This window comes from Pedococcus sp., assembly GCF_036554925.1.
GTDB lineage: Bacteria > Actinomycetota > Actinomycetes > Actinomycetales > Dermatophilaceae > Pedococcus_A.
The window spans coordinates 1-10,861 of record NZ_DATBMI010000113.1 but is presented as its reverse complement, the minus strand read 5'-3'; the positions used below and the strand labels follow the sequence as shown (position 1 = coordinate 10,861).

The window sequence follows — 10,861 nt, the reverse complement described above, 5'->3', positions numbered from 1 at the left end:
GCACCTGACGGCCGCATCTGGTTCACCGAAGGCGACGGCACCACGTTCCACGTGCGGGCCGTCGTGCCCCAGGCGACCGACCAGGTCGGCACGGTGCAGACCAGCACCACGCACTGGTACGAGCGGCCCCGGGTCGCCCCGGACGGCACCGTCTACGTCGTCGACGTCGACATGCACGACGTCGACAATCCCGACGACAACACCTTCTCCGTGATCCGCGGCGCCTTCGGCCCCGACGGAATGGAGGAGACGGCGATCGGCGCCCGCCTCGACAAGACGTACACCGGCTTCCACGGCTACGACGTGCGCCAGCCGCTGAGCACCGGCACGACGAACCTCACCGGCGACAGCAACCCCGACGTGCTGGCCCGCGACTCCTCAGGCCAGCAGTGGGTCTACCCGATGACCCAGGACCTCGACACCGGCGCACCGAGGTTCGGCAGCCGGGTCCTGCTCGGCTACGGCTGGCAGATCTACTCGGCCATCCTCTCCGCCGGCGACCTCAACGGCGACGGCCGCGGCGACATCCTGACCCGCGACACCAGCGGCCGGCTCTGGCGCTACGACGGCCGGGGCGGCGCCAAGGTCGCTCCTCGGGTCCAGATCGGGGCCGGCTGGAACGGCTACTACCCGGTGGCCACCGGCGACTTCAACGGTGACAGCCGCGCCGACTTCGTCGCCCGCGACGGCGGCGGCACCCTGTGGCTCTACCCGGGCAACGGGCGGGGTGGCCTGACCACGCGGGCCCGTCTGGGCACCGGCTGGAACGTCATGAGCTCGATCGTCGGCGCCGGTGACTTCGACTACGACAACGACGCCGACCTCCTGGCCCGTGACACCGGCGGGACCCTCTGGCTCTACCCCGGAAACGGGCGCGGCGGGTTCGACGCCCGGCGCAAGGTCGGGGCGGGCTGGAACGTCTTCACCACGCTGGCGGGCCCCGAGCAGGTGGGCTCACTCGTGAACGTCCTCGCCAGGGACCGCGACGGCTACATGGTCGCCTACGGCGTCGTCGGCGACGGGCGCTTCGACAGCAACCTCGTCGGCGACATCGGCCGCGGGTGGCAGTCCTTCGCCTTCACCTCCTGACCCACACACCAAGGGCGGGTATGCCGGGTGGTCACCACCCGGCATACCCGCCCTTGTGCGTGTCCGGCGAGAGGTTCAGTGACGGCGCCGCAGGTGGAAGTGGTGGCCGTGGTCCTCACGGTCGACGAGCTCGGGCAGGACCTCCTGCTCGAAGAGCTGGATGGCGGTGTTGTCGTAGGCCGCCTCGGCGAAGTAGGTGATCGCGTAGGTCATGCCGGCGGCCTCGAGCTTCCTGAACTTCTCGACGATCTGCTCGGGGGTGCCGACCGCCGGCCCGCTGGCGGCAGCGCGCACCTGCTCGTCGGCCCTGGCCTCGGTGAGACCCGCACGCAGGTACTGCTCGCGGATCCACGCGAGGCGGTTCTTCACCTCGCGCTCGTCGCGCCCGATCACGACGTTGTAGTTGGCGCTGCGCACGATCTCGCCGAAGTCGCGCCCCTGCGCCTCGCAGTGCTCGCGCAGGATGCGGCTCTTGTGCTTGAAGCCGTCGAGACTGCCGTCGAAGTTGGTGTAGTCGGCGTACTGGGCGGCGATGCGCAGTGTCTTCTTCTCGCCACCCCCGGCGATCCACATCGGGATGCCGTTGGCCTTCGAGCCCGGGAGCGCCGTGCCCTGGAGGGGCTGCGGGGCGCAGATCGCGCCGTCGACCTGGTAGTGCCTGCCCGAGAAGGTCGCCTCCCCGGTGGTCCACAGGTCGCGGAAGATCTGCACGCCCTCCTCGAGGCGGCGCAGGCGCTCGCCGGCCGTCGGGAAGCCGTAGCCGTAGGCGCGCCACTCGTGCTCGTACCAGCCGGCGCCGATGCCCATGTCGAGCCGGCCCTCGGCGATGATGTCGATGGTCGCGGCGACCTTCGCGAGGTAGGCCGGCTCGCGGTAGCTCATGCACGTGCACATCTGGCCCAGCCGGACCCGGCCGGTGACCGCGGCCAGGGCCGACATGAGGGTCCAGGCCTCGTGCGTGGCCTCGCGGCTGGGCTCGGGCACGGTGTGGAAGTGGTCGTAGACCCAGATGGAGGACCAGTCGTTGTTCGCGTCCGCCCGCCGGGCCAGCCCAGCCATCACACCCCAGTGCTGGCTGGGCTCGATGCCCACGAGGTCCATGCGCCACCCCTGGGGAATGAACAGACCGAACTTCATGGGCGTGCCTCCTGGGGTGAGTGGTCCACCGGCCGGGCGCGGTCCCGCAGCCGGATCGCTGACGACGTTACTGGGTCGCCCGCACCCCGACGATTCCAACCCCGGCCGTCGTGCCGGCCGATGTGCGGCGGCCTGTCGCTGATCGGCTGACCTGCGGGGTTTCGCCGCCGGAGGGTTGCGGTCCCCTCGCGACGTGTGATGCTGGCCTCATGACCTTGCGCCACCAGAACGACCCGCAGCTGATCCGCGAGCTCATGACCGATCCCGGCATCTGGGTGGTCGTGGGGCTGTCGACGAACGAAAAGCGCGCGGCCCACAGCGTGGCGCGGTGGCTCAAGCACGAGCAGCACAAGGGCATCATCCCCGTGCACCCCAAGGCCGAGACCGTCGACGGCGACCAGGGCTATGCCACGCTGGCCGACATCCCCGACGGCACCGACATCAAGGTCGTCGACTGCTTCGTGAACTCCTCCCGGGTCGGGGCCGTCGTCGACCAGGCCATCGAGCACAGGGACCGGCTCCAGATCGACGCCGTCTGGCTCCAGGAGGGCGTCATCGACGAGGACGCCGCGGACCGGGCGCGACGTGCCGGCCTCGGCGTCGTGATGGACACCTGCCCCAAGGTCGAGCACCCCAAGGTGCGCTCGGAGGGCATGGCCCGGTAGCTGGGCCCGGTAGCTGGGCCCGGTAGCTGGGCCCGGCAGCTGGGCCCGGCAGCTGGGCCCGGTAGCTAGGCCCGGCGGCGCTCCCGCAGCGCGGCGCCCTTGGCGTGCGCCTGGTCGCGCAGGTCGGCCTGGAACGCGCTCATCGCATCCCTCAGCCGGGACGCCTGCGGGCCCTCGCCCGCCGCGAGGACGCGGGCGGCCAGGAGCCCGGCGTTGCGGGCCCCGCCGATCGACACCGTCGCCACCGGCACGCCCGCCGGCATCTGCACGATCGAGAGCAGGGAGTCCATGCCGTCGAGGTGCTTGAGCGGCACCGGCACCCCGATGACCGGCAGCGGTGTGACCGCAGCCAGCATCCCGGGCAGGTGGGCTGCTCCCCCGGCGCCGGCGATGAGGACGCGCAGGCCCCGGCTCGCGGCCTGCTGACCGTAGGCGATCATCTCGTCGGGCATCCGGTGCGCCGAGACGACGTCCGCCTCGAAGGGGATGCCGAACTCCTCCAGCGCCTGCGCGGCCAGCTCCATCACGGGCCAGTCGCTGTCGCTGCCCATGACCAGGCCGACGACGGGGCCCTCGGCGCCGTGGGACGTGGTGCTCATGCGGTGATGACCCCTGTCAGGTAGTCGGCGGCGTGGGCGGCCCGCTCCCGCAGGTCCTCGAGGTCGGTGCCGCTCACGTTGACGTGCCCGATCTTGCGCCCCGGCCGAACGCCCTTGCCGTACAGGTGCACCTTCAGCCCCGGGTCACGGGCCATGAGGTGCCGGTAGGCCGGGTAGAGCTCGGGGTACTCACCGCCCAGCACGTTGGCCATCACCGTGAACGGCTCGCGCGGGGTCGGCGCACCGAGCGGCAGGTCGAGCACCGCCCGCAGGTGCTGCTCGAACTGGCCCGTCACGGCGCCGTCCATGCTCCAGTGACCACTGTTGTGCGGGCGCATCGCCAGCTCGTTGACGACGTACGCGGGGCTGCCGGTCTCCGGATCGCGCACCTCGAACATCTCGACCGCGAAAACGCCTGTGACGCCGAGGTTCTCGGCGATCCGCAGCCCAGCCTCCGTGGCCACTGCCGCGAGGTGGGGGTCGAGGTCGGGAGCCGGGGCGAGGACCTGGGTGCAGATGCCGTCGGTCTGGACCGTCTCGACCACCGGCCACGCGGCAGCCTGGTCGGAGGGGCTGCGGGCGACGAGCACGGCCAGCTCACGGGTGAAGTCGACCTTCTCCTCGAGGAGGATGCCTTCGGCGAGGGGACCACCGTTGGCCGCGTCGAGAGTGGCCTGGTCCAGCCAGTCGTGGAGGTCCTCGACGCCTGCCACGACCCGCACCCCCTTGCCGTCGTAGCCGCCGCGCGGGGTCTTGGCGATGACCGGCCAGCCGACCTGCGCGGCGAACTCCTCGACGTCAGAGGCGGTTCGGGCCTGCGCCCAGGCCGGGCACGCCACGTCGATCTCGGTGAGGCGGCGCCGCATCGCCAGCTTGTCCTGGGCGAAGACCAGCGCAGCCGGGCTCGGGTGCAGGAGCACTCCGTCGGCCTCCAGCGCGGCCAGGACGTCCGCCGGGACGTGCTCGTGGTCGAACGTGACGACGTCGCACTCCCTCGCGAAGGCGCGCACCGCCTCGACGTCGCGATGGTCGCCGACGGGGGCCGACGGGATCACCTGCGCGGCGGCGGCGTCCGGCGACTCGGCGAGGACGCTGAGGGTGATGGCGAGCTCGGCGGCCGGGCCGGCGCACATCCGCGCCAGCTGCCCGCCGCCGATGATGCCGACGACCGGGAATCCGCCGGGGGCGCGCTGAGGAGAGCTCACCCGCGTGAGGATATCGGGCGGCGGGGCCGCGGGGGCAACGGTCCGCGACGGCTAGGCTCAGGGGGTGCGCATGCTGACCGACCTCATCGAGCGACTCCGCGGCGCCCTCAGCATGCTCTACCGCGAGGCCATCAAGTTCGGGGTGGTTGGCGCCCTCGCGTTCGTCATCGACGTCGGGCTCATGAACCTCCTGCGGGCCACCGTGCTCGAGGACAAGCCGACGACGGCCAAGATCATCTCGGCCTCGGTCGCCACGGCCTTCGCCTGGGTCGGCAACCGCGTCTGGACCTTCCGGCACCGCCGCAGCCGGCCCATGCACCACGAGGCGCTGCTGTTCTTCCTCACCAACGGCGTCGCGCTGCTCATCGGTGCCGGCACCATCGCGTTCTCCCACTACGTGCTCGGGCTCCAGACGCTGGCCGCCGACAACGTCGCGAACATCATCGGCATCGCGCTCGGCACCCTGTTCCGGTTCTGGGCCTACCGCACGGTGGTGTTCTCCAAGCGAGAGATCCTCGAGGACGCCTCGCCGCTGGCCCACCAGCAGGGCCACCGGCACTGAGCCGCCGGGCACCCGGCCAGTCCCTCAGACGTCCTCGGACTCCGAGAGGAAGAGCGCGAAGATCGCCGGCTGCGCCTGGATGAGCTCCAGCCGCCCACCGTTGGACTCGGCGAGGTCGCGGGCGAGCGCCAGGCCGAGGCCGGTGCCGCCGGAGGACACCGAGCGCTCGAAGATGTGCGGGGCGATCGTGGCGGGCACCCCGTCGCCCTGGTCGCTGACCTCGACGACGACGGACGGGCCGCTGCGCCGCGCGTGGACGTCCACGGTGCCACGCCCGTGGGCGAGGGAGTTCTCGAGCAGGGTCGAGAGCACCTGGGAGAGCGCGACGGGGGTGGCGTGCACGACGAGGCCGCGCTCGCCGTGGACCCGGACGCTGCGGCGGGCCTGCTCGAAGGCCGGCTGCCACTCCCGCTGGAGTGCGGCGATCACCGAGTCGAGCGAGACGGTCGCCCGCGGCTCGTCGCCCCCGCCGCGGGTGCGGGCCATGAGGTCGTCCACGACGCGGGTGAGCCGCTCGACCTGCGAGATGGCGATGTTCGCCTCCTCCTGCACCACCTCGAGGTCGTCGGTGGCGGCGATCTCCTCCAGGCGCATCAGCAGCGCGGTGAGCGGGGTGCGCAGCTGGTGCGAGGCGTCGGCGGCGAAGTCCCGCTCCGAGGCCAACGACTTGGTGAGCCGCTGGGCGCTGCGGGCGAGCACCTCCGAGACCTGGTCGAGCTCGGCGATCCCCGAGTGCAGCGGCTGGATCCGTGACTCTCCCGCACCGAGGCGCTCGGCGCGGTCGGCGAGCAGCGTCATCGGCCGGGACAGCCGCTGCGCCTGGCGGGTGGCGACCCACACACCGGCCCCGAGCGCGAGGACGGACAACGCCAGGACGACGCCCATCAGGAGCAGCGAGGTGCTGGCCGAGGCGCCGTTCTCGACCCAGTCGGGCAGCGGGCGCCCCTCCCGCGTCGTGAGCCACCAGGTGGCGGCGAGCACCGGCAGGCCGATGATGAGGATGGCGAGGGTGACGGCGAGGACCGTCGACCGGACCAGCTGTTGGCGCATGTCCGGGGCTAGGCCCCCTCGCCCCGCTCGAACCGGAAGCCGACGCCGCGGACGGTCGCGATGTAACGAGGCTGGGCGGCGTCGTCTCCGAGCTTCCGCCGGAGGACCGAGATGTGCATGTCGAGGGTCTTGGTCGAGCCGAACCAGGCGGTCTCCCAGATCTCGCGCATCAGCTGCTCACGCGAGACCACCTTGCCCTGCTCTCGCACGAGGACGCGCAGCAGGTCGAACTCCTTGGCGGTGAGCTGGAGCTCCTCGTCCTTGAACCACGCGCGGCGGCCCTCGGGGTCGATCCTCACGAGCTCGCTGGTCGGCGCGGCGTCAGCGGGGTTGCGGCGCAGCAGGGCCCGCACCCGCGCGAGCAGCTCGGCGAGGCGGAAGGGCTTGGTGACGTAGTCGTCGGCGCCGGCGTCGAGGCCCACCACGGTGTCGACCTCGTCGGCCCGCGCAGTGAGGATCAGGACGGGGACGGAGCGGCCCTCGGCGCGGATCCGGCGGCACACCTCGAGGCCGTCGACGTGGGGCAGGCCCAGGTCGAGAACCACCAGGTCGGGGTTCTCCGCGGCCGCGTCCAGGGCGGCTCGGCCGTCGGCACGCACGTCGACGTCATACCCCTCGCGGCGCAGGGCTCGGGCCAGCGGCTCGGAGATGGCGGGGTCGTCCTCGGCCAGCAGCACTCGGGTCATGGGGTGATCGTAGGGACTGGTGTCCGATTTCAGCGACCGGGCCACACCGGACGGCGTTTTTCGGCGAAGGCGGCGACACCCTCGGCGCGGTCACCGGAGAACGCCGTCGCCGCCCAGCACTCGTCCTCGATGTCCAGGCCGGAGGCGAGGTCGGTGTCGAAGCCCAGGCGCATGGCGCGCTTGGCGTTGCGCAGGCCGACCGGCGAGTGCGAGGCGATCGTGGCGGCCAGCTCGAGGGCACGCTCGCGCGCCGAGCCGGCGGCCACCACCTCGTCGACCACCCCGAGCTCGTGGGCCTGCGCCGCACCGAGGCGGCGCGCGGTGAAGATCATCGAGGCGGCCCGCGACCAGCCGACCCGGCGGGTCAGCAGCTGGGTGCCACCACCACCGGGAATCACGCCGACGCTCACCTCGGGCAGCCCCACCGTGGCGCCCTCCCCCGCGACGATGAGGTCGCAGGAGAGGGCGATCTCGAAGCCGCCGCCGAGCGCGAACCCGTCGACCGCGGCCACCACGGGCACCGGCAGCGCCAGGACCCCGCCGTATGCCGCTCGCGCCAGCGGGCGCTGCGCGCGCAGCTCGTCGTCGGTCAGGCTGTTCCGCTCCTTGAGGTCGGCGCCGACGCAGAAGGCCCGCTCGTGGGTGCTGCTGACGACGACGGCGCGAACCGACGCGTCGGCGGCGAGCTCGGCCGTGGCCGCGCCGATCGCCCGGGCCATCGCGGTGGACACGGCGTTCATCGCCTCGGGACGGTCGAGCACCAGCTCGGCCACGTGGCCGCCGTCACCGTGCCGCTCGATGCGCACCAGCGGTGCTGCCTGGCTCATGGGTGGACCTCTCTTCGGGTGGTGCGCCGCTCTCCGCGGGCGCGGTGCAGCTCGCTGGGGGTGACCTGGCCGATGCCGCGCAGGTGGCGGCGGCGCAGGGCGGTCATCTGGAAGCCGGACAGGGCGGCCAGCGAGGTGGTCAGGGCGTCGTCGACGAGGACGCCCCGGGGCGGGGCCACGGCGGTCAGCCGGCTGGCACGGTTCACGGTGGTGCCGAACACGTCGCCGAGCCGGGAGATCACGCGACCGTAGGCCATTCCGACGCGCACGTCCGGCAGGAGGTCGTCCTCGGCCATGGTGTCGACGAGGTCGAGGGCGATCGCGGCTGCCGGCGCGGCCTCGACGGTGACGAAGAGGATCTCGTCCCCGACCGTCTTGATGACCCGGCCGCCGTGCGCCGTGACGATGTCGGTGGCGAGGGCCTCGAAGCGCTGCACCATCACGGCCAGCTGCCGCTCGGTCAGGCGGCGTACGAGCGAGGTGAACGAGACCAGGTCGGCGAAGCCCACGACGCGGAAGACGCCCTCCCCGGACTCGTCGGGCGTGGCGTCGGCGAGCATCCTGGCTATGGCAGCCGTCAGGTGCCGCCGCCAGGCGTAGACCAGCAGCGGCTCGAGGTCGTCGGCGAGGTCGGCCAGCTTGTCGGCGGCGGCGCGCGCAGCGTCGAGGTCGGGCACGGCGCGCGAGTCGGCCTCGTCGAGGGCGGCCGCCTCGAGGTCGGGCGAGGCGAGCACCTCGGCCATGAGCTGGGTCTGCCAGACCGCGAGCCGGTCGGTGGTGCGCGCGAAGGCCCGGGTCATCGCCAGGGCGGTCGGCTCGTCGAAGTGCTCCTCGCGCACCAGCCGGGCGACGGCCTTGAGCGCCACGAGGTCTGCCTCGGTGAACGCGGCGTCCTCGTCCTCCACGATGGGGAAGCCGAGGGCGTGCCAGAACTTGCGGGCGCTCAGCAGCGACACGCGGGCGCCGCGGCTGACCTCGCGCCGACCCATGGTGGCCGGGCGGCCGAGCAGGCGTGCCTCGATGGTGTCCTCGGTGGGCCCGGGCTGCTCCTCGCCGGGGCGCACCAGGCGGTGCCGACCGGTCTTGCGCACCGCCGACACCTCCTTGTGTGAGCGCGGGTGGCTCATGGGCTCGCACCGGGCACGCGGGCGCCCGCCGACACGGTGATCATGCCGTGTCCGGCCGGATCGGGCCCGGCCGGGCCTTCCCGTCAGGGCTGGGGAGGCACGACGGGTCGGACGTGGACCACGTCACCGGCCGCCACGGCATACTCGCCGCTCTCCCCGTGGACGAGCAGCCGGCCCTCGTCGTCGATGTTGAGCGCCTGCACCTGCTGGACCCGGTCGCCGGCCGTGACGTCGACGACCATGCCCAGGGTGCGGCAGGCGGCCCGGTATGCCGTGTGCACGGCTTCGCGTGCCCCGCCGCCGGCGAGCAGGTCGGCGTGCAGCCCCGCAAGGTGGCGCAGGCACGAGGCGATGAGGTCCTCGCGGCGCACGCCCTCCGCACCGCACAGGCGCAGGGACGTGGCCGTCTCGACGGGCAGCTCCTGGCGGGTCTGGTCGACGTTGACGCCGAAGCCGACGACGACGCCCGCCGGGTGCACCTCGCACAGGACGCCGCAGACCTTGCGCCAGTCGTCCTCCTCCACGAGCACGTCGTTGGGCCACTTCACGCCGGTGTGCACCCCGGCGGTCTCCGCGACAGCCCGCGAGACCGCGAGGCCGGTGACGAGCGGCATCCAGCCCACACCCGTCGCGGGTGCCGGCAGCAGGACGGAGACGGCGATCGAGGTCTGGGGGGTGTCCTCCCAGGACCGCCCCAACCGGCCCCGCCCGGCACTCTGGTGGTCGGCGGTGATGACCCGCCACGGCTCGCCGAGGGCCGCTGCCTCGGCGTTCGTGGAGCCGAGCTCGGCGTGGACGTCGAGGCCCCGCCACGGCGAGCCCGACGTGACCAACGCCTCGTGCAATGCCTCACTGTCAAGGGGTCCGCGCATACAGGCAAGGCTAGGCTCCCGGCATGGCCCAGAGCACCGAATCCGTCGTCACCGGGGGCACCGAGGTTCCCGACGACATCGACGTCCACACCACCGCCGGCAAGCTCGCCGACCTCAAGCGCCGGGTCGCCGAGGTGGCCCACGCCGGGTCGGAGCGGGCGGTCGAGAAGCAGCACGCCCGCGGCAAGAAGACGGCGCGCGAGCGGCTCGAGATGCTGCTCGACGAGGGCTCCTTCATCGAGATGGACAAGTACGCCCGGCACCGCAGCAATGCCTTCGGCCAGGAGAAGAACCGGCCCTACGGCGACGGCGTCGTCACCGGCTACGGCACCGTCGACGGCCGCACGGTCGCCGTCTTCGCGCAGGACTTCACGGTCTTCGGCGGCTCCCTCGGCGAGGTCTTCGGCGAGAAGATCTGCAAGGTCATGGACTTCGCCATGAAGGTCGGCTGCCCGGTGATCGGGCTGAACGACTCCGGCGGCGCCCGCATCCAGGAGGGCGTGGTCTCGCTCGGTCTCTACGGCGAGATCTTCCGCCGCAACGTGCACGCCTCGGGCGTCATCCCGCAGATCTCGCTCGTCATGGGACCCTGCGCCGGCGGCGCCGTCTACTCCCCCGCCGTCACGGACTTCACCGTGATGGTCGACCAGACCTCGCACATGTTCATCACCGGCCCCGACGTCATCAAGACCGTCACGGGCGAGGTGGTCTCCTTCGAGGACCTCGGCGGTGCCCGCACCCACAACACCAGGTCCGGCGTGGCGCACTACATGGGCAGCGACGAGGACGACGCCATCGACTACGTCAAGGCGCTGCTGTCCTACCTGCCGAGCAACAACCTCGAGGAGCCTCCCTCCTACGACCTCGAGAACGACCTCACCGTCACCGACGAGGACCGCGAGCTCGACACCCTCATCCCGGACAGCCCGAACCAGCCGTACGACATGCACACCGTCATCGGGCACGTGCTCGACGACGGCGAGTTCCTCGAGGTGCAGCCGCTGTTCGCGCCCAACATCATCTGCGGCTTCGGCCGCGTCGA

At 72.3% G+C, this 10,861-nt stretch carries 12 protein-coding genes; 4 read left to right on the top strand and 8 right to left on the bottom strand.

Annotation, left to right across the window (positions count from 1 at the left end):
- A partial coding sequence (locus tag VIB11_RS09470) for a VCBS repeat-containing protein (RefSeq protein ID WP_332030623.1) occupies positions 1-1,089 on the top strand: 1,089 nt, incomplete at its 5' end.
- A gap of 75 nt (positions 1,090-1,164) precedes the next feature.
- Here VIB11_RS09470 and VIB11_RS09465 read toward each other — a convergent pair.
- A complete protein-coding gene (locus VIB11_RS09465) occupies positions 1,165-2,226 on the bottom strand; it encodes an LLM class F420-dependent oxidoreductase (RefSeq protein ID WP_332030621.1) in 1,062 nt (353 codons plus the stop codon).
- Between the two features lie 209 nt (positions 2,227-2,435).
- On the opposite strand from VIB11_RS09465, the gene VIB11_RS09460 reads away from it, so the two are divergent.
- Positions 2,436-2,891: a CoA-binding protein gene (locus VIB11_RS09460; RefSeq protein WP_332030619.1), complete on the top strand. Its 456-nt coding sequence runs from the start codon at positions 2,436-2,438 to the stop codon at positions 2,889-2,891.
- 65 nt (positions 2,892-2,956) lie between these two features.
- Here VIB11_RS09460 and purE read toward each other — a convergent pair whose 3' ends face one another.
- Positions 2,957-3,490: a 5-(carboxyamino)imidazole ribonucleotide mutase gene (purE, locus tag VIB11_RS09455; protein ID WP_332030617.1), complete on the bottom strand. Its 534-nt coding sequence runs from the start codon at positions 3,488-3,490 to the stop codon at positions 2,957-2,959.
- A complete protein-coding gene (locus tag VIB11_RS09450) occupies positions 3,487-4,695 on the bottom strand; it encodes a 5-(carboxyamino)imidazole ribonucleotide synthase (RefSeq protein ID WP_332030615.1) in 1,209 nt (402 codons plus the stop codon). The genes purE and VIB11_RS09450 overlap by 4 nt, the downstream gene beginning before the upstream one ends.
- Before the next feature lie 70 nt (positions 4,696-4,765).
- On the opposite strand from VIB11_RS09450, the gene VIB11_RS09445 reads away from it, so the two are divergent.
- Positions 4,766-5,257, top strand: coding sequence for a GtrA family protein (locus tag VIB11_RS09445; protein ID WP_332030625.1), 492 nt, complete (start codon positions 4,766-4,768; stop codon positions 5,255-5,257).
- Positions 5,258-5,281: 24 nt separating this feature from the next.
- Here VIB11_RS09445 and VIB11_RS09440 read toward each other — a convergent pair whose 3' ends face one another.
- The 5 genes from VIB11_RS09440 to VIB11_RS09420 all read right to left on the bottom strand — a co-directional run bounded on the left by VIB11_RS09440 (position 5,282) and on the right by VIB11_RS09420 (position 9,819).
- On the bottom strand, positions 5,282-6,307 hold the full coding sequence (locus tag VIB11_RS09440) for a HAMP domain-containing sensor histidine kinase (protein ID WP_332030614.1): 1,026 nt from the start codon (positions 6,305-6,307) through the stop codon (positions 5,282-5,284).
- Between the two features lie 8 nt (positions 6,308-6,315).
- Positions 6,316-6,993 carry a response regulator transcription factor gene (locus tag VIB11_RS09435; protein ID WP_332030612.1) on the bottom strand — a complete coding sequence of 226 codons (678 nt, stop codon included), beginning with the start codon at positions 6,991-6,993 and terminating at the stop codon, positions 6,316-6,318.
- 29 nt (positions 6,994-7,022) lie between these two features.
- Entirely contained in the window at positions 7,023-7,820 is a 798-nt protein-coding gene (locus VIB11_RS09430; RefSeq protein WP_332030610.1) for an enoyl-CoA hydratase/isomerase family protein, read from the bottom strand.
- Positions 7,817-8,947 (bottom strand): adenylate/guanylate cyclase domain-containing protein, encoded by a 1,131-nt coding sequence (locus VIB11_RS09425; RefSeq protein ID WP_332030607.1) that lies wholly within the window; start codon positions 8,945-8,947, stop codon positions 7,817-7,819. Before VIB11_RS09425 ends, VIB11_RS09430 begins: the two co-directional genes overlap by 4 nt.
- A gap of 83 nt (positions 8,948-9,030) precedes the next feature.
- Positions 9,031-9,819, bottom strand: coding sequence for a biotin--[acetyl-CoA-carboxylase] ligase (locus VIB11_RS09420; RefSeq protein ID WP_332030606.1), 789 nt, complete (start codon positions 9,817-9,819; stop codon positions 9,031-9,033).
- A 23-nt stretch (positions 9,820-9,842) separates the two neighbouring features.
- On the opposite strand from VIB11_RS09420, the gene VIB11_RS09415 reads away from it, so the two are divergent.
- Positions 9,843-10,861, top strand: a 1,019-nt coding sequence (locus tag VIB11_RS09415; RefSeq protein WP_332030604.1) for an acyl-CoA carboxylase subunit beta, incomplete at its 3' end; no start/stop codon positions are given.

Coding starts and splice junctions, on each gene's coding strand:
- VIB11_RS09465 (WP_332030621.1), bottom strand. CDS start 2,226: ATGAAGTTCGGTCTGTTCATTCCCCAGGGGTGGCGCATGGACCTCGTG.
- VIB11_RS09460 (WP_332030619.1), top strand. CDS start 2,436: ATGACCTTGCGCCACCAGAACGACCCGCAGCTGATCCGCGAGCTCATG.
- purE (WP_332030617.1), bottom strand. CDS start 3,490: ATGAGCACCACGTCCCACGGCGCCGAGGGCCCCGTCGTCGGCCTGGTC.
- VIB11_RS09445 (WP_332030625.1), top strand. CDS start 4,766: ATGCTGACCGACCTCATCGAGCGACTCCGCGGCGCCCTCAGCATGCTC.
- VIB11_RS09440 (WP_332030614.1), bottom strand. CDS start 6,307: ATGCGCCAACAGCTGGTCCGGTCGACGGTCCTCGCCGTCACCCTCGCC.
- VIB11_RS09435 (WP_332030612.1), bottom strand. CDS start 6,993: ATGACCCGAGTGCTGCTGGCCGAGGACGACCCCGCCATCTCCGAGCCG.
- VIB11_RS09430 (WP_332030610.1), bottom strand. CDS start 7,820: ATGAGCCAGGCAGCACCGCTGGTGCGCATCGAGCGGCACGGTGACGGC.
- VIB11_RS09425 (WP_332030607.1), bottom strand. CDS start 8,947: ATGAGCCACCCGCGCTCACACAAGGAGGTGTCGGCGGTGCGCAAGACC.
- VIB11_RS09420 (WP_332030606.1), bottom strand. CDS start 9,819: ATGCGCGGACCCCTTGACAGTGAGGCATTGCACGAGGCGTTGGTCACG.